This window comes from Burkholderia sp. NLJ2 (assembly GCF_049487195.1).
GTDB lineage: Bacteria > Pseudomonadota > Gammaproteobacteria > Burkholderiales > Burkholderiaceae > Burkholderia > Burkholderia pyrrocinia.
The window spans coordinates 1090675-1114654 of sequence record NZ_CP137809.1; the positions used below are offsets into that span (position 1 = coordinate 1090675).

Consider the following 23980-nt stretch of genomic DNA (forward strand, 5'->3'; position numbering starts at 1 on the left):
TCGTACTGCGAACCATTCGTCGTCATTTACCGATTAAGCCCAGGAGTTTCATCATGAAGATCGTCAAGCCGCTGCTGATCGCTGCCGCTGTTGCAGCCGCGTTGTCCACCGCGTCCACCGCATTTGCCGCCGGCGCCGAAGCTGTCCGGCCCGATGTGGCGACGAGCGGGTTTCTCGCCGTGCTGAACGGCCAGAAGGGCCCGGGCCTCGAAACGCTGAGCGCCGCGAAGGCACGCCAGGTGCTGGTCGACGCGCAGAACGGCGCGAAGGTCGACCTGTCGGGCATCGACGTGTCGAACCGCACGATCGAGCAGGACGGCTTGTCGGTGCCGATCACGATCGTCCGCCCGCAGGGCGCGACGGGCACGCTGCCGGTGTTCATGTTCTTCCACGGCGGCGGCTGGATTCTCGGCGACTTCCCGACGCATGAACGCCTCGTGCGCGATCTCGTCGTGCAATCGGGCGCCGTCGCGGTGTTCGTGAATTACACGCCGTCGCCGGAAGCGCATTACCCGGTCGCGATCAACCAGGCGTATGCGGCGACGAAGTGGGTGGCTGCGCACGGTGCGGAAATCGGCGTCGACGGCAGCCGCCTCGCGGTGGTCGGCAACAGTGTCGGCGGGAACATGGCGGCCGTGGTGTCGCTGATGGCGAAGGACAAGGGCGGCCCGGCGATCCGCTTCCAGGGCCTGATGTGGCCCGTCACGGACCACAACTTCAACACGGGCTCGTACGACGCGTATCAGCAGGGCCACTTCCTGACGCGGCCGATGATGAAGTGGTTCTGGGACGCGTACACGAAGAACGAAGCGCAACGTAACGAGATCTACGCGTCGCCGCTGCGCGCGAGCACCGCGCAGTTGAAGGGCCTGCCGCCCGCGCTGATCCAGGTCGCTCAGTTCGACGTGCTGCGCGACGAAGGCGAAGCATACGGTCGCAAGCTCGACGCGGCCGGTGTCGATGCGACGACCACGCGTTATGACGGCACGATCCATGATTTCGGTCTGCTGAACGCGCTGGCTGCGGATGCACCGACGAAGGCCGCGACGAAGGCGCTGGCGAATGAAATCGCGACGCGGCTGAGGTAGCGCGCCGGGTGGCATTGGGATGCGTTCGAGTGCGAACGACGAAGCGGCGGGCTCATGCCCGCCGCTTTTTGCATGCGGACGACAGGCGCGGTGAAAGACGACACCCCTGGCGTCCGGAGCGGCGCGCCATCGCTCCTTCGTCCCGCCCGGTTCCGCCCGATCTCTTGCCTGATCCAACCGGATTGAAACGGTCGAATCAGGATCGTGCGATTGCGCCGTCGCGCCCGCCCGCGCGCATTGTTGATACGATCGCGCATATCGTCCACGCCGGTGCCGCAAGCCGCCGGCATATCGGCCGCGCGGTATCGCGGCCACCTTCCGGAGAAGCGGTTCATGCTGCAGGCGTTCGCGGTCTTGCTGATCTTCCAGTGTCTCGGGGAAGGCGTGTCCTATCTGTTCGGCCTGCCGGTGCCGGGCCCGGTGATCGGCATGCTGCTGCTGTTCGGCTTCGTGATGCTGCGCCCGCAGGTGGCCGACGCGATCGAGCCGACCGCGCTCGAGCTGCTGCGGCACCTGTCGCTGCTGTTCGTGCCGGCCGGTGTCGGCATCATGGTGTCGGCCGACCGCGTGCGCGGCGACGCGGTCGCGGTCGTCGTCGCGCTGGCGGTGAGCACCACGCTCGCGATCGCGGTGACGGCGCTCGTCACGCGTGCGCTGCTGCGGCGTCAACGCCGCGCGGATGGTCCCGCGGAGGGCGCGCAATGACGGCCTTCCCGAAACTCGGCGCGATCTGGGTCTACCTCGCCGCGAGCCCGTTGCTGGGCCTGACCATCACGCTGGTCGCGTATCTGTTCGCGCAGGCCGTGTATGCGCGGGCGCGCTTCAATCCGCTCGCGAACCCGGTGCTGATTGCGGTCGCGCTGATCGTCGTGCTGCTGACGATCACGCATACGCCGTATCCGACCTATTTCGAAGGCGCGCAGTTCGTCCATTTCCTGCTCGGCCCCGCGACCGTCGCGCTCGCGCTGCCGTTGTACCGGCAGTGGTCGAAGCTGCGGCGCACCGCGCTGCCGCTGCTCGTCGGCTTGCTCGCGGGCTCGCTGACCGCGATCGTGTCGGCGGTCGGCATCGCCGCGCTGTTCGGTGCATCGCACCAGACGATCGCGTCGCTCGCGCCGAAATCGGCGACGACGCCGATCGCGATGGCCGTCGCCGCGGAGATCGGCGGCATTCCGTCGCTGACCGCCGTGCTCGTGATCTCGACCGGGATTTTCGGCGCGGTGTGCGCGCGCGGGATCCTCAACGCGCTGCGGATCGACGAGCCGGCCGTGCGCGGGTTCGCGCTCGGCGTCGCGTCGCACGGGATCGGCACCGCGCGCGCGTTCCAGGTCAGTGAGGAGGCCGGCGCGTTCGCCGGGCTCGGGATGGGGCTGAACGGCGTGCTGACGGCCTTCGTCGTGCCGATCCTGCTGCCGGTGTTGTCGCGCTGGGTTTGAGCGCAGGCTGCCCCGGGGTTATCGGTTTCCCTGATGGGCGCGGATGGCTTGCCGGCACGACGGTGGCCCGGCATGCACGTATCGCTGCCGTTATCGGGAGAATTCAGGAACGCACACGGACATTTGCGCAGCGATCGGCTAACGTTGCATCGGCGCCGTTCTCGCAAGTCGTCGCGTGCGTGCCGGTGTTCGACTCACAACCAACAATCGACAAGGAGGTCCGGCCATGAAGAAGTCTCGCGTGGTTTCGGTGGCAGTAGCAGTAACGGCGTCGTTCGGTCTGCTGTTGACCGCCGCGCCAGTGGCATACGCGCAGGATCCGGCGTCCGCGCCGACGCAGAAGCAGCTCGACAAGGCGCAGAAGAAGGCGGCGCGCAAGGCGGCCCGGGCGCGCCACGCGTCGGACCTGAAGGCGATCGGTACCGGCAGCGGCTATCGGCTGACCAACGACCAGAGCAACTATCCGCAAAACGCCGCGCAGAAGGCGCCCGCGACGAACGCGGCGCCCGCCGCGCCGGCTTCCGGGCAGTAACGGCCGGCCGGTATACGGCATGAACGGACGGCGCCGGGTTGCAACGGCGCCGTCCGTTCCTGTGCGGCTTTCCGGGAATGCCGGACCGGGCGCGGCCGGCGGGTTCCCGGATGGTGCGACGCGTTACGACGCGAGCTTGCTCGCGAGTTCCGCGACGTGCTTGCCCTGATAACGGGCGATTTCGAGTTCGTTCGCGCTCGGCTGGCGGCTGCCGTCCGCGCCCGCGAGCGTCGTCGCGCCGTACGGCGTGCCGCCGGTGATTTCGTTCATGTTGACGAGCCCGCTGCATGCGTACGGCACGCCCACGATCACCATCCCCTGGTGCAGCAGCGTCGTGTGAAACGACGTGATCGTCGTTTCCTGGCCGCCGTGTTGCGTGCCGGTCGACGCGAACACGCTGCCGATCTTGCCGACGAGCGCGCCCTTCATCCACAGGCCGCCGGTCTGGTCGAGGAACGTGCGCATCTGGCCGGCCATGTTGCCGAAGCGGGTCGGCGTGCCGAAGATGATCGCGTCGTAATCGGGGAGTTCGTCCACGGTCGCGACCGGTGCGGCCTGGTCGACCTTCACGCCGATGGCCCTGGCCTGGTCGACGGGAATCGTTTCCGGCACGCGCTTGAGCGCGACCTCGACGCCGGGCACCGATTTCGCGCCTTCCGCGATGTGTTGCGCCATCGTTTCGACGTGCCCGTAGGACGAGTAGTAAAGAACGAGTACCTTGGCCATGTTGCGAATCTCCGATTAAAAGGGCCCCGCTTTCAGCGGGGCCCGGTTTCCCGAACGGGCGTCATGCCCACTCGGCCGTCACGTCGACCGGACGCAGGTCGAACACCAGCACTTCGGCATCGTTGCCGTCGGCGAACGTCAGCGCCTGTTCGCCGCGGATGCGAGCGCCGTCGCCTTCGCCGAGCGTCACGCCGTTGACCGTCACGCTGCCGCGTGCAACGTGCACGTAAGCAAAGCGGTCCGGTGCCAGTTCCAGCGTAGCGCGTTCATCGCCGTCGAACAGGCCTGCATAGATCCGCGTGTCCTGGCGGATCTTCAGCGAACCGGCGTCGCCGTTCGGCGACACGACCAGCGTGAGCTTGCCGCGCTTGTCGTCGGCCGCGACATTCGTCTGCTGATAACGCGGCTCGGCACCCTTTTCGGCCGGCCCGACCCAGATCTGCAGGAAGTGGACCGGCGTTTCCCGCGAGTGGTTGAACTCGCTGTGGCGCACACCCGTACCCGCGCTCATCAACTGCACGTCGCCCGGCACGATCACCGACCCGGTGCCCATCGAGTCCTTGTGTTCCAGCGCGCCGTCGAGCACGTACGACAGGATTTCCATGTCGCGGTGCGGGTGCGTGCCGAAGCCGCCGCCCTGCGCGACGCGGTCGTCGTTGATCACGAGCAGGTCGGAGAAGCCGACCTGCTTCGGATCGTAGTAATTCGCGAACGAAAACGTATGACGGGAGCTGAGCCAGCCATGCTCCGCACGGCCACGTTGGTTTGCTGCACGGATTTCGATCATGATTTTTGTCCTTGAAGTCGCCGGACCTCGGAAGTGGGCCCGGCCGTTCGTTGAGATGAATCTTAGGTCAATCGATTTGACAAATAAATGGCTGCGGAGATAATGACTGTCGCTATGGAGTGGACAATATGGAACTCAACGACTTGCGGATCTTCGTCGCGACAGTCGACGCGGGCAGCTTCACGGCGGCGGCCGACCAGCTGATGCTGTCCAAGCAGTTCGTCAGCCGGCGCACGATGGCGCTGGAGGCGTCGCTCGGCGTGCGGCTTCTGCACCGCAATACGCGCAATCTCGCGGTGACCGAATCGGGGCAGGAGTTTTATGCGCGGGCGCAGCGGATCCTCGCGGAGATCGCCGACGCCGAGCAGGCAATGTCGGTGCGCAGCACCGAACTGCACGGCTCGCTGAAGATCAGCGCGCCGCTGTCGTTCGGGATCACGCACGTGTCGCCGCTGATCGCCGAATTCCTGTCCGCGCACCCGGCCGTGCGGCTGAACCTCGACTTGACCGACCGGCGCGTCGACCTGATCGGCGAGGGATTCGATCTGGTGCTGCGGATCGGCTCGCTCGAGGATTCGTCGCTGATCGCGCGCCCGCTCGGCGCGTGGCGGATGATCGCGTGCGCGAGCCCCGCCTATCTGAAGCGGCAGGGCACGCCCGAGACGCCGGCCGATCTCGCCGGCCACACGTGCCTGCTGTACGGGCGCGAGCGGCGCGTCGGCTGGGAATTCCGCGTCGACGGTGCGGCGCGCACGTTCGACGTGCAGGGGCCGCTCGTCGCGAACAACGGCGAAGTCGTGCGCGACGCGGCGATCGCGGGGCTCGGCATCGCGCTGCTGCCGCACTTCATCGTCGGCGCGGCGCTCGACAGCGGCGCGCTCGTGCCGGTGCTCGACGCGTATGCGCCGTCGCCGATCACGCTCAACGCGGTGTTTCCGCAGCATCGCGAAGGGTTCGTCACGCTGCGCACGTTCATCGGGTTTCTCGCGGAGCGGCTCGGGGAGGTCGCGCCAGCGGCGAAGGGCGGGGCGGGCAGGCGACGGTAGCGGGCGGCGTGCGGTGAATGGAGGGGCTATTCTCCGCAGAATTTGCGGGGAATATTGAGTCATGCGGCGAATCGATGGGATAATCTCCGCATCATGAGCGGAGATTACACCTTCATCTGGGAGCTGGCCGACTGGCCTGCGTGGCGCTTCGACCTCCCGGCACTTGCCACGTCCGTCGCCGACGTCAGCCGTGCGCAAGGCATGCTGACCGGGCGACTGGCGGATGTCGGCCTGGCGCTGCGGGACGAGGCGAGCCTGGTCGCGCTGACGGAGGACGTCGTCAAGACCAGCGCCATCGAGGGCGAAAACCTGAACGTCGCATCGGTCCGATCGTCGATTGCGCGCCGGCTCGGGGTCGATATCGGTGCGCAAGCGCCGGTCGATCGCCACGTCGAGGGCGTGGTCGACATGGTGCTGGATGCGACGACCCATTCGGCGGCACCGGTCACCGAAAGCCGTTTGTTCGGATGGCATGCAGCCCTTTTCCCGACCGGCTATTCGGGGATGTCGCGGATCACGGTCGGTGCATGGCGTACGGATGCGAGCGGGCCGATGCAGGTGGTGTCCGGGCCGATCGGCCGGCAACGCGTGCATTTCGAAGCACCGCCGGCCGCGCGCCTGACCGGCGAGGTTGCGCGCTTTCTCGCCTGGTTCAATGCCGCGCCGGTCGAGCCCTTGCTGATCCGGGCCGGCCTGGCCCACCTCTGGTTCGTCACGCTCCATCCGTTCGACGACGGCAACGGCCGTATCGCGCGAGCGCTCGGGGATCTCGTCCTCGCGCGCGCCGATCGGAGTCCGCAGCGCTTCTATAGCCTGTCGGCGCAGATCCAGCGTGAGCGCAACGCGTATTACGACGTGCTGGAGCGGACGCAGCGCAGTTCGCTCGATGTCACGGAATGGCTCGCGTGGTTCTTGAATGCGCTCGGCAGGGCCATCGATCACGCGCACACGACGCTCGACGCGGTCCTGGTCAAGGCGCGCTTCTGGCAGCGATGTGCGGGCTTCGCGATGAACGAACGTCAGGTCAAGGTCATGAATCGCTTGCTCGACGGCTTCGAAGGGAAACTGACGACCACCAAATGGGCGGCCCTCGCGAAGTGCTCGCAAGACACGGCGCTGCGCGACATCACGGAACTCGTCGAGCGCGGTGTGCTGCGTCGCTCGTCGTCCGGCGGGCGGAGCACGAGTTACGAACTGGTGCCGTTCGACGGCTGACGCCTGCTCGCACCGTAACCGGTTTCGACGGTGGGTACCGTGCAGGCGCCGCCTGCCGCACCCGCACCGCACCGCACCCGCACCGCACCGCACCCGCACCCGCACCCGCACCCGCACCCGCACCCGCACCCGCACCCGCACCCGCACCCGCACCCGCACCCGCACACGCACCCGCACACGCACCCGCACACGCACACGCACACGCACACGCACACGCACACGCACACGCACACGCACACGATGGCGAAGGTGAAGGCGAAGGCGCAATGGTGTTCATCGGGATCGTCGATGCGCCGCGGAAGCCGCATTGCGCGACGACATCGTGCAGCGCAGCGTGGCTGCCGGAACGGTTGCGCCGACATCGAACGTCGATTGATCGGCGTGGCGCAATCGGGTTACGCTTCGGCGGGCGACGGCATGCGTCCATGCCGGGCCGGGCGCTTTTACCTCGAATGTCGCGTGCAGGTAGCTTCTACAGGCACGCGACCCAGCGACGATCCAAGCCGATGACCATCCAGAACCGATCGAACGCGCGCGGACAAGCCGCGACTCCCGCATGTGATGCGCGGCATACGCGCCTGCGATCCGTCGCGACGGCCGCGCTGCTGACGCTGTTGCCGATTGCCGCGCATGCGGCCGGCTTCGACTGCGCGAAGGCCGCTTCACCGACCGAGAAGACAATCTGTGCCGACACCGCGCTGTCGAAGCTCGACGGCGACCTGTCGGCCGCGTGGAAGAAGGCGCTTGCGAAAGGCGGCGATACGGCCGCGCTGAAGGCCGCGCAGTTGAAGTGGCTCAAGCAGCGCGACCAGTGCGGCAACGATGCGCCGTGCCTCGGCGACCGCTATCGCGAACGGCTCGCGAGCCTGAACGGCACGCCGCTTGCCGCCGACCGCTGGCAGCAGACGTGGTATCTGACGAGCGACAACCCGTCGTTCGGCGGCGTGCTGACGTTGACCGGCACCGCGCCTCGCCTGCATGTCGAATTGAGCGCCAACAACGGCGCGAATACCGGCGGGCTCGACGGCGACATCGTGCTGCACGGCGACAGCGGCACCTACCGCTACGACAAGTGCCGGCTCGATTTCGACCGGAAGGGCGGACGCATCCGCGTCACGCAACAGGGTGCGGATTTCGATTGCGGCGCCGGCGCGGGCGTCGTCTACGCGGGCGATTACGTGACCGCGTCGCAGTTCCAGGCCAAGCCGCGGGCCGACCTGCTGAGCCTCAAGGTCGTGACCGACGCGGCGCAGAACACGACCGCGCACAAGCTGCTTGGCGCCGACTACTCGACGCTCGTCGACATGGTCAACACCAGCGCCGACGAAAAGGATCTCGACGGGCTCAACGCGCGCGTGAAATCGTACTGGGTGCGCGGCATCGCGACGACGAATGCGGCGATCGTGATGAGCCGCGGCACCGATCTGTGGATCGGGCTGCTCGTGTTCGACGCGCAGAACAAGGTTCGGATGCGCTATTACTCGAACGCGCAGGCGTGGAAGAAAAACGTGCCGAAGACGATCCAGGCGTGGCACGACAATCTCGACAGGACGCTGCCGATCGACGTGATGCAGTAAGCAGCCGGCGTCGTCCGACGCATCTTCATTTTTTGCGTGGCGCGCGAGCCTGCGCCGGCGGCGCGGCCGATTCCCGCGTGCGCAACTCGGGCAGGACGGCACAACCGGGCCCCGTTGCGCCGTTATCGAGCGCGTCGAGCAACGCATGCGCGGCCTGGCGCCCGATCGCATCGGTGTCGACCCACATCGTCGTCAGCGGCGGCTGAATTTCGCGCGCGAGCGCGATATCGTCGAACCCTGTGATCGACAATTGCGCGGGCACGTCGATGCTGAGCGCCTGCGCCTCGAGCAACGCGCCGAGCGCGAGCGCATCGTTGCCGCAGATCACGGCCGTCGGCCGCGTCGCCGCGTCGCTGTCGGCGATCGCGCGCAGGCTCGCCCGCCCGAACGCGATCGTGGCCGCGCCTTCGTGCTGATGCACCGGGCGCACCGCGAGCCCGTGCGCGGCCAGCGTGTCGTGAATGCCGCGCAGGCGGGCCTGCACACGATCGTTGTCGGCCGACGGCTGCATGATGATCGCGAAATCGCGGTGGCCGAGGTCAAGCAGGTGCGTGGTGAGCCGCGCGAACGCCGCGCGGTTGTCGAAGCCGATGCAGCAGTGTGGGCTGTCGTCGCGATAGGCGTACGTGACGACGTACGGCACGCCGTGCATCGCAAGGAGTTCGAACAGTTCCGGCGGATACGCTTCGCCGACCAGCGACACGGCTTCCACGCCGCGCGACAGCATCGCGCGCACCTGCGCCAGCGCCTGCGCGGGATCGTAGTTCGAGCAGCCGAGGAACAGCGTGATGCCGTGCTCCGCCATGACCGTCTGCATGCCCGCGACCTGCGACGCGAACACCTGGTCGTCGAGTGTCGGAATGATCGCGCCGGTGATGTGGGTGCGCGTGGAGGCGAGCGCGCGGCCGGCCGCGTTCGGAATCCAGTTCAGTGCGCGCGCCGCGTCGCGCACGCGCTGCTGCACGTCGGCCGACACCTTGCCGGGATCGTTGTAGACGCGCGAGACGGTCGCGGTCGACACGCCGGCCAGCTTCGCGACATCACCGAGCACCGAGCGGCCGCTGCCGCGTCGCGCACGCGACGCGACGCCACGAGGCGGGGGCGTGCTCATCGGCCGTCTCCCGGTGTGGCGGTGTTGCCGACGCCATGCGCTGTCCAAACCGTCATTGTTTACCCTCGATTCATGGTGGTCCCGCTTGCATCCCGATTCGATCCTGTGAGAATGTAAGCGCTATCTTGATGCTGTTCCGTATTATGTCAGACCCATACTTCATCCGCATCGCGGAATTTTCATCGACGACGGCCTTCCCGGCCGTTTTGTCCGCCTCAAATGTAAGCGGTTACATTGCAAAATGAACAGTGCCCGTTCATCGCATATCGCTGTCGTCGGCAGCGTGAACATCGACCTCGTCACGCGTGCGCCGCGCCTGCCGGTGCCGGGCGAGACGCTGCTCGGCACGGAATTCCAGACCGTTCACGGCGGCAAGGGGGCAAACCAGGCGGTCGCGGCCGCGCGCCTGGGTGCGCCGGTCGCGATGATCGGCTGCGTCGGCGACGACGCGTTCGGTACCCGCCTGCACGGCGCGCTGGCGGCGGAACGGATCGACGTGACGCACCTGCATCGCATCGACGGCGCGACGACCGGCGTTGCCGCGATCACGGTCGACGACGGCGGCGCGAACAGCATCGTCGTCGTGCCCGGCGCGAATGCGTGCCTCGATGCCGACCGGATCGACGCAGCGCGCGAAACGATCGCCGGCGCGGCGCTGCTCGTATGCCAGCTCGAAGTGCCGATCGCGACCGTGGCGCGCGCGATTGCCTGTGCGAGCACGCACCACACGCCGGTGCTGCTCAATCCCGCGCCTGCGCAGCCGCTGTTCGACGCATTGCTGGCGCGGATCGACTACCTCGTCGTCAACGAAACCGAAGCCGAGTCGCTGACCGGCATCGCCGTCGGCGACGATGCGTCGGCCGTGCGCGCCGCCGATGCGCTGCGTGCGAAGGGCGTCGGCAACGTGCTGGTCACGCTCGGCGCGCGCGGTGTGTGCTGGCGCGGCAGCGCAGGGAACGGTCGCCATCGCGCGATGGCGGTGGTCGCCGTCGATACGACGGCGGCAGGCGACACGTTCGTCGGCGGGTTTGCGGCGGCGCGGGCGAGCGGCGCGTCGATGGACGACGCGATCGGCTTCGGTCAGCGTGCGGCCGCGATCAGCGTCACGCGCTACGGCGCGCAGACCTCGATCCCGACGCGCGAAGAAGTGACACATATGGATACCTGAATTCCGCATGAGACGGAATGGCCGGACCCGGCCGATACCAGTGACATGGAGACAAACGTAATGAGCGAAAACCAATCTGTTCCGCACGCGCCGCCGCGTATCCGGCGTGGGCAACGCATCGCGCTCGCGCTGTTGATGGCGAGCGGCATCGTCAATTATCTCGATCGCGGCACGCTGGCCGTCGCGAGCTCGGCGATCCGGGGCGATCTCGGCTTGTCGCTCGCGCAGATGGGGCTGCTGCTGTCGGCGTTCTCGTGGAGTTATGCGCTGTGCCAGTTCCCGGTCGGCGGGCTCGTCGACCGCATCGGTCCGCGCCGGCTGCTCGGCATCGGGCTGATCGTCTGGTCGTTCGCGCAGGCGTCGGGCGGCATCGTGTCTACCTTCGGCTGGTTCATCGTCGCGCGCATCGTGCTCGGTATCGGCGAGGCGCCGCAGTTCCCGTCGGCCGCGCGGGTGGTGAGCAACTGGTTTCCGCTGCGTGCGCGCGGCACGCCGACCGGCATTTTCAACGCCGCGTCGCCGCTCGGTACCGCGCTCGCGCCGTTGCTGCTGTCGATCGTCGTTGCGTCGTTCGACTGGCGCTGGGCGTTCATTGCGACGGGCGCACTCGGTCTCGTCGTGGCCGTCGTCTGGTTTGCGCTGTACCGCGATCCGGTGCGCGCGCAACTGACCGCGGACGAGCGCGGCTATCTCGATGCCGATGCGCAAAGCGTCGTCGCGGCGCCGAAACTGACTTTCGGCGAATGGCGCAGCCTGTTCTCGCACGGCACGACCTGGGGGATGCTGATCGGCTTTTTCGGTTCCGTGTACCTGAACTGGGTGTACCTGACCTGGCTGCCCGGGTACCTGACGATGGAGCGGCACATGAGCCTGATCCGTACCGGATTCGCCGCGTCGGTGCCGTTCCTGTGCGGGTTCGTCGGCTCGCTGGTCGCCGGGTGGCTGTCGGACGTGGTCACGCGTCGCAGCCGTTCGCCGGTCGTGAGCCGGCGCAATGCGGTGGTGGTCGCGATGCTCGGGATGGTCGCATTCACGATCCCGGCCGCGCTCGTGCAGAGCAATGCGGTTGCGCTCGCATGCATTTCGGTCGTGATCTTTCTCGCCAACGCGGCATCGGCCAGTTCGTGGGCGCTCGCGACCGCGGCAGCGCCGCCGAACCGCGTCGCATCGCTCGGTGCGATCCAGAATTTCGGCGGTTTCATCGGCGGTGCGCTCGCGCCGATCCTGACGGGCATCATTGCGCAGAAGTGGTCGTTCGTGCCCGCGCTGCTGACCGCCGCGGCGATCGCGTTTGCCGGCGCGATGGCCTACCTGCTGCTGGTGCGCAAGCCGATTCCGGAGCAGGCCGCGAATGCCGCGTCCGGAGCGCTGCCGGCTTAGCGTGAACAGGCACCAAGCACGCAGCCTGCCACGTATTCACTGAAGGAAGGAGAAACAGATGCAACACCAGCAGCAATCGAGCGTGACCATCGAGGGGATCGTACCGGTGATGCTGACGCCGTTCGACGACGCCGGCGCGATCGACTACGCAGGGCTCGAGCGGCTCATCGAATGGTATCTGGCGCACGGCTCGGATGCGTTGTTCGCGGTCGCGCAATCGAGCGAGATGCAGTTCCTGAGTCTTGCCGAACGCGCGGAACTGGCGCGTTTCGTGGTCGAGCGGGTGGCCGGGCGCGTGCCCGTCGTCGCATCGGGGCACATCAGCGACGATCTCGACGCGCAGGTTGCCGAGCTGTGCGCGGCGGCCGAATCGGGTGCGCAGGGCGTCGTGCTCGTGACCAACCGCCTCGATCCGCAGCGCAAGGGCAGCGCCGCGTTGCTCGACCATCTTCACAAGCTGCTCGCGCGACTGCCGTCGGATTTGCCGCTCGGCCTGTATGAGTGCCCGGCGCCTTACCGGCGGCTCCTGTCGGACGACGAATTGCGCGCGTGCATCGACACGGGCCGGTTCGTGATGCTCAAGGACGTGAGCTGCGACCTCGAGACCGTGAAGCGGCGGGTCGCGCTCGCCGCGGGATCGCCGCTGAAGATCCTGAACGCGAACGCCGCGATTGCATGGGACGCGATGAAGGCAGGGTCGGCGGGTTTCAACGGCGTATTCACCAACTTCCATCCGGATCTCTACCGGTGGTTGCGCACGCAAGGAGACACGAACCCGGCGCTGGCCGACGAACTGTCGACGTTCCTGGTCGTGTCGGCGGTGTCGGAAGCGCTGGGCTACCCGGCGCTCGCGAAGCTCTACCATCAGCGGATCGGCACCTTCGGGTCGATCAAATGCCGCGCGATCGATTACGACGTGCGCGAACGATTCTGGGCGCTCGACGCGGTGCTCGACAAGATCGTGGCCGGTACCGAGCATTTCCGCCGGCGGATCGCTGCGCAATAGCGGATGCGGCGCGCCGTGTGGAGCACGCGGCGCGCGACGGGATGGCGTGCCGCGCATGCGGTCGCTGTCGCATTGTTTCATCAAGAAGCGTGCGGCAGGCGCGCAGGTTTGTCGCAAGAAAAATCGATGTCGCGCGATGCGTTGCGAACGCGTCGCGCGATGCCGTGTTAACGGTGTATCTGCAACGTCCCGGATGGTGTGAACCCGGCGCCGCGTTCATGCCGGGTGCGCAATGCGATACAACCACCGGGATTCCCGATTGCGTCAGGTGGCGGCGATGCCACCTGCTCGCGACCGCGCCGCAATGGCAGGCGGCCGGGACGGGTACGGTGCCCGTTGTCACGCAACGCGGCGTAATGCCGACACGAGGCCGACACGAGGCCGACACGAGGCCGACACGAGGCCGACACGCCGTCCGGCCTTCATCCACCGCCACACAAAATCGAATCGCCCGCGATCCGCGAGCGCGGTGCCGACGCACGTCTGTCTACCGCGTTGCGTACTGCTTCCGTGGCGTCCGCCGGCCTGTCCGGCACGCTCCAGCGCCCCACGACAAAAGCACACAAATTTGCTCAATCCTTCTATCGGTTCTTGTAACGATTAGTAATATTATACCGCGGAGCGTTTTTTACCGATGAACCGTTGAACCCGTATTCGCCTCCGATGCAACCAGTGACGACGACTAGCCAGCCACCGATCCTGGCGGCGCCGGTAGATGCCATGCTGCACGCCGTGATCGACGAGGTCGTCCACCGGAGCGTATCGGAGGCGACGACGCGCAGCGGTTACATGCGGTGTGCCGACTACGCGATCGTCGGCGCGCAGGTGCTGACGCTGCTGACGGGCAAGCCTTACCGGCCGTTCGCGGGCGGCGAAGTGATGGATTTCGGCGGCGGCAACCTGTACGCGCTGTGCACGACGCGCGAGCGGCGCCGCACCGCGCGGCATCTGTCGCACCTCGCGCGCTATCACTGCTGGATCGAAGCGCGCCACGACGACGTCGGCGGCCGCGTGCGCAAGGAGATCGTCGACTTCACGCTGCGCCACGACGAGACCGTCGCGAACAATCTGGGGATGCCGTTCGCCCGCGCGTACCAGGCGTATTTCTGGGGCTGGGAGGACGAGCACGCGGTGCCGGCCGAGTTGCACGATCATCCGGTGTTCGCGAAGCAGGGCCCGGTCTGGCGCTGGGCCGAGCGCGAATGCACGACGTTGCTGCGCGCATACGAGCGCGAGCGGCCCGGCTATTTCGGGCGTCAGGTGTCGCGCGCGATCGATTTGTTCGCGGACCGTGTCGAGGGGCTGGGCTGACGGCACGCGCGTATCGGGCACGCCGCGTGCGCGCTGCGTGCCGCGATCGTGTGGCCTGATGAAGTAACCGCAAGCGCTTGTACACCGCCGCGCGTGAGCGCTTCCAGGCGGTACGTAACGCACCGCGGTTCGGCGGCGCGGTCGCTCGAACTGCTCGAACTGCTCGAACTGCTCGAACTGCTCGAACTGCTCGAACTGCTCGAACTGCTCGAACTGCTCGAACTGCTCGAACTGCTCGAACTGCTCGAACTGCTCGAACTGCTCGAACCGCTCGAACCGCTCGAACCGCTCGAACCGCTCGAACCGCTCGAACCGCTCGAACCGTTGCGCGGGAACCGCCTAAGCGGTCGCCGCTATGCCCGGCCGTTTACCTTTTCGCCAGCGTGCCGCTGCTGTTTGCGCCGCCGAACAGCCGCGTCAGGTACTGCGTGTTCGAGTTCATCTTGGCCATCAGCGTGTTGAGCGCCGTGAACTGCGCCTGGTACTGCTTCGTCAATTGCGCGGCGTAGTCGGACAGATCGGACTGCTGCTGCGTGATGCGCTTCAGATCGGCGTTCAGTGCGGTCGTGCGCACGTCGATCATTCCGCTCTTCTTCGTAAATTGCGTGATCTGCTCGGTCAGGCGCGTGCCGATCCCGTTCGTCGGGTTGAACAGGCGCGCGACCGCCGTCGGGTTCGCGGACAGCGTGTCACCGAGCTTCGCGCTGTCGACGTTCAGCGTGCCGTCCTTCTCGAGCTTGATGCCGATCGACAGCAGGTTCGCGTGCCCGTTGCCCTTCTCGGTGGCGCCGCTGTCGACACCGCGCGCGACGATCGACGCGAGCGAGTTGCGGATCGTGTGCAGCGTCGAATCGCCGATCAGCGCGCCTTGCGAGTTCGCTCCCTGCGTGTAGCTCGTCAGCGCGCCCATCGTCTTGACGACCGTGTTGTACAGGTTCACGAAATTCGTGATCGTCGCCGCTTGCGACTTCGTGTCGGTGCTGACCGTCAGCGTCTGCGTGTCGGTCGCGCTGACCGCGGCCGCCGACAGGTTCAGCGTGATGCCGGTCAGCACGCCCGACACCGCGTTGCTCGCGCTGGCCGACGCGATCCCGTTGATCGTGAACTTCGCATCCTGTGCGACGGCGCTCTGCTTCCACGCGGACGCGCTGTTCGCCGATTCGATCTTCGATGCGCCGCCGGCCGTGTCGGCCGTCGACGTGACGCCGAGGCTCGACAGCCCGTTGTCGTTGGCCACGTTGCCGACCGCGACGCTGATCGCGTTCGCCGCGCCCGTCTTCGACGACGCGAGCACGAGGTGCGCGCCGTCGGTGCCGTTGATGACGGTCGCGCTGATCCCCGGATTGTTCGATGCGGCGTTGATCGCGGCCGCGATGCCCGACAGCGTGTTGTTCGTGCTGCCGACCTCGACCTTGAACGACTGGCTGCCGAGCGACAGCGTCAGCGTGCCGGTGCCGAGCGCCTTGGTCCCGTTGAAACCCGCCGACGACAGCGCCTGCGCGGTCGCGACCTGCGTGACGCCGATCGTGTAGGTGCCGGCGACCGCGCCCGCACCGGCCGTCGCGGTCAGGCCCTTGCCGCTCGCGACGGCGTTGAACGTCGACTGCAGCCCGCCGTTCGTCAGCGACGTGAGGCCCGCCTCGAGCGCGCCCAGCGCCGACGACAGTGCGCCGAAGGCGGAAATCCGCGTGCTGCCGTTCGCTTGCGACGCGGCAAGCGTCGCGGCCCGGCCGGCCGTCTTCGCATTCACCAGCGTCTTGACGAGCGTACCGACGTCCATCGACGGATTGCCGGTCGAGCCGTTGATGATCGATTGCGCCGCCTGCTGCATCAGGCTGTTCGCGTTTGCGCCGCTGTTCACGGGCGTGTTCGTTGGCATGGGTGAACTCCGGTTGAATGGCGATCCTGTGACGAACGGCTGTCGAGTCCGCTTGCGGTGATCCGGGTGGCCTCGTCGCGATTCGCATGCATGCCGCTTCCCGCGCGACGCATTCCGGGGTTCACGGGAGGCGTCGGGGAAACGTAAGAACGAATCGGTGCGCCATCGTATATTTAAACCGGTATTAATTGGTAATTTTTTGTAATGTTTCTTGAGAAAACTGTAAGCGAGAGTAGGGCGGGCGAATGCGTGGCGAGAGTCTGCAATCTTTCAGTGTAAACACATGATTTTATTTGTATTTATTCAGGGATTTTTGCTGTCATTGAAAACTTGCTGAAAGCATGAATGTTTGATGAGGAATTTTTCGCTCATGTCGCTAAACATCAGGCGAAGCAGCTGCGTGGGGCAGGCGTTTTTTGTGGCCGGTGTCGAGCCATGAGCCTTGTCCGGCAGACGATCCATCGCCACACGCGACATCAGGCTGCATGCACGTGAAACGTTTTCGTTTGCCAATCCGCATTTCCGGGCCATGTGTCTCTGCTCGAAAAAAGATCGTTCGCAGATTGCAAAGGCGGTCGAATTTCAGGACCGAAGCGACGGCGTTTGAGTCGCGCGTCGAACGTGCCGCTATATAACTGTCGAGACGCGTTGTTGTGACTGGTACGTGTCAATTGGCGAAAACAATATCGATTGGATAAGGTGAACCGGAAGAAACCGGCAGTTTTCCTGATCCGGAAACACGAGAACGGATTGAATCGAGCGGGACCGGGAATCGTTGGCGCTGCCTCGTCAGCCACTGTGTAACGGCCTCGTTGCGCCAGATTGTCCACTAATAAGAGACGGCGAATCGCCTTATGAAGGATTGATGATTCATGAGGAGACAGTAGACTTCGTTCCGTGCTTCGCCAGAACCGATCCGGGGCGCGCCAGGAGCGGCGCGACCGGGCGGATTCTTCGGCGACGGGCCGGCCGGTCCGTTGTCCGATCGTGCGAGGAGTGGTTCGTTGCCGGCCTGGCTCGCCGATTCGGCGCGTATCGGCAGCGGATGCATCAAACCGTCAATTCAAGGGTGATTGCTATGCGTTACATTTCGCTGGAGTCGAAGAAGGACGAGCTGCTGCTGGCGGCTCGCGTGCTGATGATGATCCTGTTCGTGCTGTTCGGCTGGCAGAAGCTGAGCGGCTTCTCGGGCACGGTCGCGTACATGGCGTCGACGGGGAACCCGGCGCCCGAGCTGGCGGCCGCGATCGCGGTGGCGGTCGAGCTGGCCGGCGGCGCGCTGATCGCGATCGGCTTCTATACGCGTCCGCTCGCGCTGGTGTTCGCCGCCTATACGCTCGCGACCGCGCTGATCGGCCATCGCTACTGGGCGCTGCAGGGAATGGACCAGTACATGGCGATGATCAACTTCTACAAGAACGTGAGCATCATCGGCGGGTTGCTGTTGCTCGCGCTGACCGGGCCGGGGCGGTATTCGTTCGACCGGAAGTAAAGCAGCGCGAAGTTTCTGTCCGGTGTGACGGGCCCGGTGCGCGGATGCGCACCGGGCCTCGTTTTTTTGGCGATGGATGGGGTGAGGCGGTTTCGGAGAGTGCGTACCTTTTCCGCTATCCTCCGAACGACCAGGTCTCGAACGCCGAACGCGACCTCGCGCTTCCCCACGTCACCCGAATCGCCGCCCATGCCAAGCCGAACCTCATCGCCCGAACTCCCGACCATTCTCCTCATCGGCGCCTCCGGCCTGCTTGGCCGAGCGATTGCCGCGTCCCTGGCCTGCGAATCGTCGCTGACGCTGCTCGCGACCATCCGGAACCCGCACAGCGCAGGCGCAAGACTTCTCGCGCTGCCACCGGAAAACATCGCCCGACTCGACGCCCTCGACCAGCCGTCCCTCGAACACCTCTTCGAAACCCGCAAGCCGGCCGCCGTCATCCTCTGCGCAGCCGAACGCCGCCCCGACGTCTGCGAACGCGTCCCGGCCGCGGCGCGCGCCATCAACGTCACCGCCCCGGCTCGCATCGGCGCGCTCGCCGCTCGATATGGCGCATGGACGCTGGGCATCTCCACCGATTACGTATTCGACGGCAAGGCCGCTCCGTACGGTGAAGACGCCACTCCGAATCCGCTGAACATCTACGGCCGCACGAAGCTGGAAGGCGAGGCAGCACTGCTCGCCGCGTCGCCGCTTTCGTGCGTGCTGCGCCTGCCGTTGCTTTACGGCCCGATCGCCGACTGGAGCGAATCGGCCGTCACGAGCCTCGTTCCCGCGATCGTCGCTTCCGCGCGCCCGGGTGCCGACGCGGTCGGCATGGACGCATGGGCGATTCGTTATCCGACCTACACGCCGGACGTCGCGCACGTGATCCGCGACCTGACGCTGCGGCATCTCGCGGGCGGGTCCGTCACGGGCATCCGTCATTGGTCGGGCGAGGAGCCGATGACGAAGTACGACATCGCGCAGCGGATCGCGGCCGCGCTCGGCATCGACGCATCGCTCGCGCCGATCGACACGCCGGCCGACGCGACGCCGCGCCCGTACGATTGCCATCTGGACGCATCGCGCGTGCGCGAACTCGGGATCGATTACGCGACGCCGTTCGATACCGCGTTGCGCACCGTGCTGCGCGATGCGCCGCAGGTGCTGTAGGATCGGGCGCCACGCGCGGCCCGTGTTGCCGGCCTGCCGCCGGGTTTGACATCCTGCATGCCCGGCCTTTAAAGTCGCGACGCGGGGCGGTGGGTCAAGCACACGCCCGGAACAGGCAGCCGATGTTCCAGGACTACGGGGCTACCCCGTGGATGAGCTCGATACCCCGATGCGTCGCAAGAGCGGACGTTGCGCGTTGCGCAACCGCGGCTCTCGCAGCACCAGTCACGTTGGCTCATCGTCCCGCCCATCGATTTCCATGTACGTATCCCTGTTCGATACCGTTCGCACGATTGCCGAAGCGATGCTGGCCGGATCGCCCGAACGCGATGGCGTCATCGCCCGGATGACGGCCGTGCTCGGCGCTGCGCCGCCGTGGACGCACGAAGTCGCGGATGCCGCGCTCGCGCGCTTCGGCGCGAACTGGGCCGATACCGACAGCGACGCGCTGGCGGCGAATCTGGCCGATGCGCCCGGGTTCGTGCGCGCGTGGTACGGCGACGATCGGCCGGCCGTGATCCGCGTCGTGCGGCGGCCGCCGGTCCAGCGGCCGTTGCCGGTGCCGCTCGCCGGCTGCGACGTGCCGCAATGGGCGACGCCCGGCGATCTCGCCGGCTGGCTCGGCGTGAGCGTGCCGGAGCTCGACTGGCTGTCCGACCGCTGGCGCGTTGACGCGCGCGGCAGCGCAACGCCGCTGCATCACTACACCTACGTTGCGGTCGACAAGCGCAGCGGCGGGTGCCGCGTGGTCGAGATCCCGAAGGGGCGGCTGCGCGAAGCGCAGCGCCGCATCCTGCACGGGCTGCTCGATCGCATTGCGCCGCACGGCGCGGTACACGGTTTTCGCAAGGGGCGCGGGATCGTGTCGTTTGCGGCGCCGCACGCGGATCGCGACGTGGTCGTCCGCTTCGATCTCGCGGATTTCTTCGTGTCGGTGCGTGCCGCACGGGTCCATGCGCTGTTCGTCACGCTCGGATATCCGGCCGAAGTCGCGCGCACGCTCACCGGGCTGTGCACCAACCGGGTGCCGTCGGCGCGGCTGCTTGCGCCGGACCTGCGCGAACGGCTCGACTGGATCGCCCGGCAGCGCTACCGCAACCGGCATCTGCCGCAGGGCGCGCCGACGTCGCCGGCGCTGGCGAACCTGAGCGCATTCCGGTTCGACATGCGGCTCGCCGCGCTCGCGCGTTCGCTCGATGCGACCTATACGCGCTATGCCGACGATCTCGCGTTTTCGGGCGGCGGCGCGCTCGCGCGCGACGTCGAGCGGCTGCAGGTCAGGGTCGCCGCGATCGCGCTCGAGGAGGGCTTCGCGCTGCAACTGCGCAAGACCCGCGTGATGCGGCGCGGCACGCGGCAGCAACTGGCCGGCGTGGTCGTCAACCGTCATCCGAATCTGGCGCGCGATGAGTTCGATCTCCTGAAGGCCATCCTGACCAACTGCATCCGGAGCGGACCGGTGTCTGTTCCGTTAAGCATAAAGTGGCCAACTGGACAGGTTATGCCTTATTTCACGATGGGCCATGTTATGCCTTATCGGGGATGCATTCTCACCGCTCGTCCAGCGTAATTGAACGCTGCGAAATCGTACAGCCGCTGGATATGAGGTGCGTAGCACCCTTGATGAAGGCCGGCCGTGACAGGGACGGGGCAGGGTATCTGAGTGTCAGCAACCATCCGGTGCGATGGAGATAGCGAGAGCAGTTCGCTCAGGTAGCCGCACAGATACAAGAATCCGTCGCTTCTGCTCAATGATAGGTATTCTAAGGAATTAGGCAGTGCCGGCGCGCTTTCGGAAGTCCTTCGGCGTAGAGTTGGTTTCCCGCTTGAAGAACTTGCAGAATCGATCCGCTCCCTCGAATCCCAACCGGTCGGACAGTAGCCCGATGGGTAGGTCGGTGTGTGTGAGCAACCGTTTGGCCTCCAGCACGATTCGCCTAGTGATGTATGCCTTGGCGCTGATGCCTTGCGCTGCCAGCGAAGCCCGCGTCAAGCTCTTCTCGGTGCACCCAAGGTGGTTGGCATAGTCGTTCACCTGGCTCCACTGCGTGAATCGCTGTTCCACCAATTCCTGGAACTGCCGGAACCGCAGCGACATGCCTGCATGCTGCAACGCAGGTGCGTGGTCCCGTCCGTGCAGGACAGCCAGCCACGTAAGTAGGGCGTAGAAGCGGTAACGCAGCAACGCGTGCACGTCGGCGTTCAGGCAATTTGCCGACACGTCGCCCCCCTCGACGCTCAGTTGGCCATCAGGCATTTTCGCCGTCCCTAGCAGAGCATCGTCCTGGATACGCTGGATATCCTGCGCGGCCCTCTCCAAGTCTGAAGGATCAAGGCGGATACGACCAGGCAGGCGATCCAGGACTGGCACTCTTTCGGCCTTATCCCGCGCAGCTTGCTCCGACAGCAGAAACTCCGGACGGAGCAGCACCATCCAGCCATCCCAACCCTCATCGCTTCCGAAGTTGTGGGCCTGGCCCGGACGCAGCGTGAGCAATGTCCCCATGCTGCACGCCGCCGGCTCGAAATCTACAAACTGCGTGCATTGCCCTTCGGTCACGCAGATCAACATGTAGAACTCGTAGCAGTACGTCTTGCGCATGGCCTGCACCGTCGAGCGACGCTTGAGATCCGACAAACGGAACACCTCGAGATCATACGGGTAGGGTCTAGCTGCGTTATAGGCCAGGCGCTCTACGGCTGGTCGGGCCGTCGCACTCATCGAGTACCTCTTTTGTCCTTGCATCCAATGGAGTGTCCGATATGTGCAATAAAATTGTCATTTTATCAAAAAAAAATGCTGCGCATGGCACATAATTGCAGTTTTTAGGCCGTAGATGAATTCTGTGATCACGGACCGTGCCCCAAAAGGGGCGTCGACGTCGCTAGGCCAGTCCAAGTGCTCACCGCATCCACTGTTAGACGTCCCGATTGAACGATTCGGAGAAGTTGAGTGCCATTGAGTCAGCAATTTCAGAGTTTCGTCAGGCAACTGCGTGCTAGCCCCGCACAGTTTGAACAGTTATTTGACATTGGAGAACTGCGGGCCGCTTTCGATGCGTTGGCCGGCGACCCGTCCGCCGTGCCTGACGTCGCGATTCGGCCGGTTGACGCAGCGGGCGTGCCCGCCGAATGGGTCGAACCGGAAGGGTGCGACTCGTCACAGGTCATCTTCTACCTGCACGGCGGCGGCTACGTGGCTGGCAACCCTGTTATGTACCGCAACTTGGTCACTGAGCTCTGCCGGGTCTGCGGCTTTCGCGCACTGACGGTGAATTATCGTCTCGCGCCCGAGCATCCCTTCCCAGCAGCGCTCGAAGACGCGCAACGCAGCTATGCGTGGCTCCTCGCCCAAGGCATCGCTTCCGACCGGATTGTGGTTATCGGCGATTCTGCAGGTGGCGGTCTAGCGCTGGCTACGCTCATGTCGCTGCGCGATGGTAATCAACCATTGCCTGCCGCTGCAGTCCTTCTCTCCCCTTGGACCGACTTGACGCTCCAAGGCAAGTCCCATGTCACCAAAGCCCAGGATGACCCGGTCATCACCCGCAAATTCCTCGATCAGTGCCGTCAGCACTATATCGGTACCAAGGCGAGTGACACTGACGCGCTAGTGTCGCCGCTGCGGGCGGACCTGAGAGGGATACCGCCGCTGCTCGTGTTGGTGGGTACGGCGGAGGTGCTTCTGGACGACTCCACAGCCTTGGTGCACAAGGCGCGTGAAGCAGGCGTTAGCGCCGAGTTGATTGAGGGTGAGGGGATGGTCCACACCTGGCCATTCTTCGTCACCAGCTTCCCCGAGGCGGGGCAAGCGGTCCGGCAGATCGGCGCCTACGTCCGGGCCAGCGTCCGCTGAGTTCGCGGACGCTCCCCTTCAAGATCCTGCCATGGATGCGCAGACCCTCTCTCGCGTCGCCGATACGTTTGCGCGATCGCTCGTGGGCGTCACGGCCGATGAGTCCATGGGGGCGGGTTGGGAGACATACAAGCTGCACGGCAAGGTATTTATGTTAATCACCGAGGTGGGCGGCACGGCCACTGTCATCGTGAAGGCGGATCCCATCCGGGGGGCGATTCTGCGGGGGCAATATGCGGAAATCTCCGCAGGTTGTCGCATGAGCAAGCGGCACTGGCTGTCCATCGTCGCGGGCAGGGCCATCACGAAGGATCTGCTGCAGCGGGAGATCAAGGAGTCGTACTCGCTGGTTCAGGCGAGTCTGCCGCGAAAATGTATCCGTGATGTCGGGCGTCAGAGCCAGTCGCCACACGAAAGCGTCTCTAGGCGCGAATTACAGCCTCTGGCGCGTCGTCTTGCGAATGCGCTGCCTGGGGTCAGCCATGGCCGGCCGTTTGTCGAAAAGCTCGACGTCTACAAGGTCGTCGACAAAGTCTTCCTCATCGTCACAGACGATCCCGGTGAGCCGATCATCACGGTCAAGACGGAGCCGAGCCAGATCGAGGTTCTGTGCGAGCAGTACCAGAACGTGACGCCCGGGCGATATCTCGACAAACTTCACTGGGTGTCCGTCGAAGGAGGCAGAGGGCTGACCCGGGAAGTGGTGAGAGAACTGGTAGAACAGTCCTACCACCTAGCGCTCAAAGCAGTGCCTAAACGCTTAAGGCCCGCAGACTGAAGTGTTGTTCACACCGGCGCTTCGCAATATGGCACGGCCCGGCAAATAGCGTCGGTCGATATTCTCAATTTACAGGAGCGACAAATGACCAAACTCACTAAGCAAAGCAGAGAGTTGGCCGCTCACTACGCGGAGGAGCTCTCCGGTTGGGCGCCAGTCACGACAAAGCCACTGTTTGGCGCCGTCGCGCTATATCGGGACGAGCTTGTGTTTGCAATGGTCTGGATGGGTTCTCTGTATTTCAAGGTGAACGATTCAAACCGTGCCGAATATGAGGCGGCAGGCTCCCGCGCGCTGGGTTATGTCGTCGATGGCCACGATCATGCGCTCAAATCGTACCGGGAAGTGCCTGTGGACGTGATCGAGGATCGCTGGAAGCTGCGCGAGTGGGCACAGCGGGCGTGGAGCGCCGCCCTCAAAGTTGCGAAGGACTGACG

At 65.6% G+C, this 23980-nt stretch carries 24 protein-coding genes; 18 read left to right on the top strand and 6 right to left on the bottom strand.

Going from position 1 to position 23980, the window contains the following annotated elements:
* Positions 1-53: 53 nt before the first annotated feature.
* The 4 genes from R9B84_RS21540 to R9B84_RS21555 all read left to right on the top strand — a co-directional run bounded on the left by R9B84_RS21540 (position 54) and on the right by R9B84_RS21555 (position 3056).
* The gene (locus R9B84_RS21540; RefSeq protein WP_423760362.1) at positions 54-1088 is read left to right on the top strand and encodes an alpha/beta hydrolase; all 1035 of its coding nucleotides are present in this window, start codon (positions 54-56) and stop codon (positions 1086-1088) included.
* Between the two features lie 333 nt (positions 1089-1421).
* Positions 1422-1793: a CidA/LrgA family protein gene (locus tag R9B84_RS21545; protein ID WP_423760363.1), complete on the top strand. Its 372-nt coding sequence runs from the start codon at positions 1422-1424 to the stop codon at positions 1791-1793.
* Positions 1790-2524 carry an LrgB family protein gene (locus R9B84_RS21550; protein WP_065503922.1) on the top strand — a complete coding sequence of 245 codons (735 nt, stop codon included), beginning with the start codon at positions 1790-1792 and terminating at the stop codon, positions 2522-2524. Before R9B84_RS21545 ends, R9B84_RS21550 begins: the two co-directional genes overlap by 4 nt.
* A gap of 226 nt (positions 2525-2750) precedes the next feature.
* Positions 2751-3056, top strand: coding sequence for a hypothetical protein (locus R9B84_RS21555; RefSeq protein WP_423760364.1), 306 nt, complete (start codon positions 2751-2753; stop codon positions 3054-3056).
* Between the two features lie 123 nt (positions 3057-3179).
* Here the strand turns inward: R9B84_RS21555 and wrbA are convergent, their stop codons facing one another.
* A complete protein-coding gene (wrbA, locus tag R9B84_RS21560; protein WP_423760365.1) occupies positions 3180-3782 on the bottom strand; it encodes an NAD(P)H:quinone oxidoreductase in 603 nt (200 codons plus the stop codon).
* A 61-nt stretch (positions 3783-3843) separates the two neighbouring features.
* Positions 3844-4569: a pirin family protein gene (locus R9B84_RS21565; RefSeq protein ID WP_423760366.1), complete on the bottom strand. Its 726-nt coding sequence runs from the start codon at positions 4567-4569 to the stop codon at positions 3844-3846.
* A 128-nt stretch (positions 4570-4697) separates the two neighbouring features.
* On the opposite strand from R9B84_RS21565, the gene R9B84_RS21570 reads away from it, so the two are divergent.
* From R9B84_RS21570 to R9B84_RS21580, 3 genes are all read left to right on the top strand, one after another.
* Positions 4698-5615, top strand: a complete 918-nt coding sequence (locus R9B84_RS21570) for a LysR substrate-binding domain-containing protein (protein ID WP_423760367.1) — start codon at positions 4698-4700, stop codon at positions 5613-5615.
* Between the two features lie 93 nt (positions 5616-5708).
* The gene (locus tag R9B84_RS21575; protein WP_423760368.1) at positions 5709-6830 is read left to right on the top strand and encodes a Fic family protein; all 1122 of its coding nucleotides are present in this window, start codon (positions 5709-5711) and stop codon (positions 6828-6830) included.
* 506 nt (positions 6831-7336) lie between these two features.
* The gene (locus R9B84_RS21580) at positions 7337-8407 is read left to right on the top strand and encodes a lysozyme inhibitor LprI family protein (RefSeq protein ID WP_423760369.1); all 1071 of its coding nucleotides are present in this window, start codon (positions 7337-7339) and stop codon (positions 8405-8407) included.
* A gap of 25 nt (positions 8408-8432) precedes the next feature.
* Here the strand turns inward: R9B84_RS21580 and R9B84_RS21585 are convergent, their stop codons facing one another.
* Positions 8433-9518 carry a LacI family DNA-binding transcriptional regulator gene (locus R9B84_RS21585; RefSeq protein WP_423760370.1) on the bottom strand — a complete coding sequence of 362 codons (1086 nt, stop codon included), beginning with the start codon at positions 9516-9518 and terminating at the stop codon, positions 8433-8435.
* Positions 9519-9759: 241 nt separating this feature from the next.
* Here R9B84_RS21585 and rbsK point away from each other — a divergent pair, with 241 nt between their 5' ends.
* The 5 genes from rbsK to R9B84_RS21610 all read left to right on the top strand — a co-directional run bounded on the left by rbsK (position 9760) and on the right by R9B84_RS21610 (position 14845).
* Positions 9760-10686 (top strand): ribokinase, encoded by a 927-nt coding sequence (gene rbsK, locus R9B84_RS21590; RefSeq protein ID WP_423760371.1) that lies wholly within the window; start codon positions 9760-9762, stop codon positions 10684-10686.
* Positions 10687-10746: 60 nt separating this feature from the next.
* Positions 10747-12066, top strand: a complete 1320-nt coding sequence (locus R9B84_RS21595) for an MFS transporter (RefSeq protein ID WP_423760372.1) — start codon at positions 10747-10749, stop codon at positions 12064-12066.
* A 58-nt stretch (positions 12067-12124) separates the two neighbouring features.
* On the top strand, positions 12125-13072 hold the full coding sequence (locus tag R9B84_RS21600; RefSeq protein WP_423760373.1) for a dihydrodipicolinate synthase family protein: 948 nt from the start codon (positions 12125-12127) through the stop codon (positions 13070-13072).
* A gap of 663 nt (positions 13073-13735) precedes the next feature.
* The gene (locus tag R9B84_RS21605; RefSeq protein ID WP_423760374.1) at positions 13736-14383 is read left to right on the top strand and encodes a hypothetical protein; all 648 of its coding nucleotides are present in this window, start codon (positions 13736-13738) and stop codon (positions 14381-14383) included.
* Positions 14384-14476: 93 nt separating this feature from the next.
* A complete protein-coding gene (locus tag R9B84_RS21610; RefSeq protein WP_423760375.1) occupies positions 14477-14845 on the top strand; it encodes a hypothetical protein in 369 nt (122 codons plus the stop codon).
* Here R9B84_RS21610 and fliD read toward each other — a convergent pair.
* Positions 14751-16262: a flagellar filament capping protein FliD gene (gene fliD, locus R9B84_RS21615; protein WP_423760376.1), complete on the bottom strand. Its 1512-nt coding sequence runs from the start codon at positions 16260-16262 to the stop codon at positions 14751-14753. The genes R9B84_RS21610 and fliD overlap by 95 nt on opposite strands.
* A gap of 303 nt (positions 16263-16565) precedes the next feature.
* Positions 16566-16775, bottom strand: coding sequence for a hypothetical protein (locus R9B84_RS21620; protein ID WP_423760377.1), 210 nt, complete (start codon positions 16773-16775; stop codon positions 16566-16568).
* 565 nt (positions 16776-17340) lie between these two features.
* On the opposite strand from R9B84_RS21620, the gene R9B84_RS21625 reads away from it, so the two are divergent.
* From R9B84_RS21625 to R9B84_RS21635, 3 genes are all read left to right on the top strand, one after another.
* Positions 17341-17754, top strand: coding sequence for a DoxX family protein (locus R9B84_RS21625; RefSeq protein ID WP_047904525.1), 414 nt, complete (start codon positions 17341-17343; stop codon positions 17752-17754).
* 189 nt (positions 17755-17943) lie between these two features.
* Positions 17944-18909, top strand: a complete 966-nt coding sequence (locus tag R9B84_RS21630) for a dTDP-4-dehydrorhamnose reductase family protein (protein ID WP_423761018.1) — start codon at positions 17944-17946, stop codon at positions 18907-18909.
* 259 nt (positions 18910-19168) lie between these two features.
* Positions 19169-20479: a reverse transcriptase family protein gene (locus tag R9B84_RS21635; protein ID WP_423760378.1), complete on the top strand. Its 1311-nt coding sequence runs from the start codon at positions 19169-19171 to the stop codon at positions 20477-20479.
* 201 nt (positions 20480-20680) lie between these two features.
* Here the strand turns inward: R9B84_RS21635 and R9B84_RS21640 are convergent, their stop codons facing one another.
* The gene (locus R9B84_RS21640) at positions 20681-21631 is read right to left on the bottom strand and encodes an AraC family transcriptional regulator (RefSeq protein WP_423760379.1); all 951 of its coding nucleotides are present in this window, start codon (positions 21629-21631) and stop codon (positions 20681-20683) included.
* Between the two features lie 231 nt (positions 21632-21862).
* Here R9B84_RS21640 and R9B84_RS21645 point away from each other — a divergent pair, with 231 nt between their 5' ends.
* From R9B84_RS21645 to R9B84_RS21655, 3 genes are all read left to right on the top strand, one after another.
* Entirely contained in the window at positions 21863-22765 is a 903-nt protein-coding gene (locus R9B84_RS21645) for an alpha/beta hydrolase (RefSeq protein WP_423760380.1), read from the top strand.
* 31 nt (positions 22766-22796) lie between these two features.
* A complete protein-coding gene (locus R9B84_RS21650) occupies positions 22797-23543 on the top strand; it encodes an MmcQ/YjbR family DNA-binding protein (protein WP_423760381.1) in 747 nt (248 codons plus the stop codon).
* An 84-nt stretch (positions 23544-23627) separates the two neighbouring features.
* Positions 23628-23978 carry a TfoX/Sxy family protein gene (locus R9B84_RS21655; RefSeq protein ID WP_423760382.1) on the top strand — a complete coding sequence of 117 codons (351 nt, stop codon included), beginning with the start codon at positions 23628-23630 and terminating at the stop codon, positions 23976-23978.
* The last annotated feature ends 2 nt before the right edge of the window (positions 23979-23980 follow it).

What these genes read in the sequence shown, in the direction of transcription:
- R9B84_RS21540 (WP_423760362.1), top strand. Translation starts at nt 54, where the DNA reads ATGAAGATCGTCAAGCCGCTGCTGATCGCTGCCGCTGTTGCAGCCGCG.
- R9B84_RS21545 (WP_423760363.1), top strand. Translation starts at nt 1,422, where the DNA reads ATGCTGCAGGCGTTCGCGGTCTTGCTGATCTTCCAGTGTCTCGGGGAA.
- R9B84_RS21550 (WP_065503922.1), top strand. Translation starts at nt 1,790, where the DNA reads ATGACGGCCTTCCCGAAACTCGGCGCGATCTGGGTCTACCTCGCCGCG.
- R9B84_RS21555 (WP_423760364.1), top strand. Translation starts at nt 2,751, where the DNA reads ATGAAGAAGTCTCGCGTGGTTTCGGTGGCAGTAGCAGTAACGGCGTCG.
- wrbA (WP_423760365.1), bottom strand. Translation starts at nt 3,782, where the DNA reads ATGGCCAAGGTACTCGTTCTTTACTACTCGTCCTACGGGCACGTCGAA.
- R9B84_RS21565 (WP_423760366.1), bottom strand. Translation starts at nt 4,569, where the DNA reads ATGATCGAAATCCGTGCAGCAAACCAACGTGGCCGTGCGGAGCATGGC.
- R9B84_RS21570 (WP_423760367.1), top strand. Translation starts at nt 4,698, where the DNA reads ATGGAACTCAACGACTTGCGGATCTTCGTCGCGACAGTCGACGCGGGC.
- R9B84_RS21575 (WP_423760368.1), top strand. Translation starts at nt 5,709, where the DNA reads ATGAGCGGAGATTACACCTTCATCTGGGAGCTGGCCGACTGGCCTGCG.
- R9B84_RS21580 (WP_423760369.1), top strand. Translation starts at nt 7,337, where the DNA reads ATGACCATCCAGAACCGATCGAACGCGCGCGGACAAGCCGCGACTCCC.
- R9B84_RS21585 (WP_423760370.1), bottom strand. Translation starts at nt 9,518, where the DNA reads ATGAGCACGCCCCCGCCTCGTGGCGTCGCGTCGCGTGCGCGACGCGGC.
- rbsK (WP_423760371.1), top strand. Translation starts at nt 9,760, where the DNA reads ATGAACAGTGCCCGTTCATCGCATATCGCTGTCGTCGGCAGCGTGAAC.
- R9B84_RS21595 (WP_423760372.1), top strand. Translation starts at nt 10,747, where the DNA reads ATGAGCGAAAACCAATCTGTTCCGCACGCGCCGCCGCGTATCCGGCGT.
- R9B84_RS21600 (WP_423760373.1), top strand. Translation starts at nt 12,125, where the DNA reads ATGCAACACCAGCAGCAATCGAGCGTGACCATCGAGGGGATCGTACCG.
- R9B84_RS21605 (WP_423760374.1), top strand. Translation starts at nt 13,736, where the DNA reads ATGCAACCAGTGACGACGACTAGCCAGCCACCGATCCTGGCGGCGCCG.
- fliD (WP_423760376.1), bottom strand. Translation starts at nt 16,262, where the DNA reads ATGCCAACGAACACGCCCGTGAACAGCGGCGCAAACGCGAACAGCCTG.
- R9B84_RS21625 (WP_047904525.1), top strand. Translation starts at nt 17,341, where the DNA reads ATGCGTTACATTTCGCTGGAGTCGAAGAAGGACGAGCTGCTGCTGGCG.
- R9B84_RS21630 (WP_423761018.1), top strand. Translation starts at nt 17,944, where the DNA reads ATGCCAAGCCGAACCTCATCGCCCGAACTCCCGACCATTCTCCTCATC.
- R9B84_RS21635 (WP_423760378.1), top strand. Translation starts at nt 19,169, where the DNA reads ATGTACGTATCCCTGTTCGATACCGTTCGCACGATTGCCGAAGCGATG.
- R9B84_RS21640 (WP_423760379.1), bottom strand. Translation starts at nt 21,631, where the DNA reads ATGAGTGCGACGGCCCGACCAGCCGTAGAGCGCCTGGCCTATAACGCA.
- R9B84_RS21650 (WP_423760381.1), top strand. Translation starts at nt 22,797, where the DNA reads ATGGATGCGCAGACCCTCTCTCGCGTCGCCGATACGTTTGCGCGATCG.
- R9B84_RS21655 (WP_423760382.1), top strand. Translation starts at nt 23,628, where the DNA reads ATGACCAAACTCACTAAGCAAAGCAGAGAGTTGGCCGCTCACTACGCG.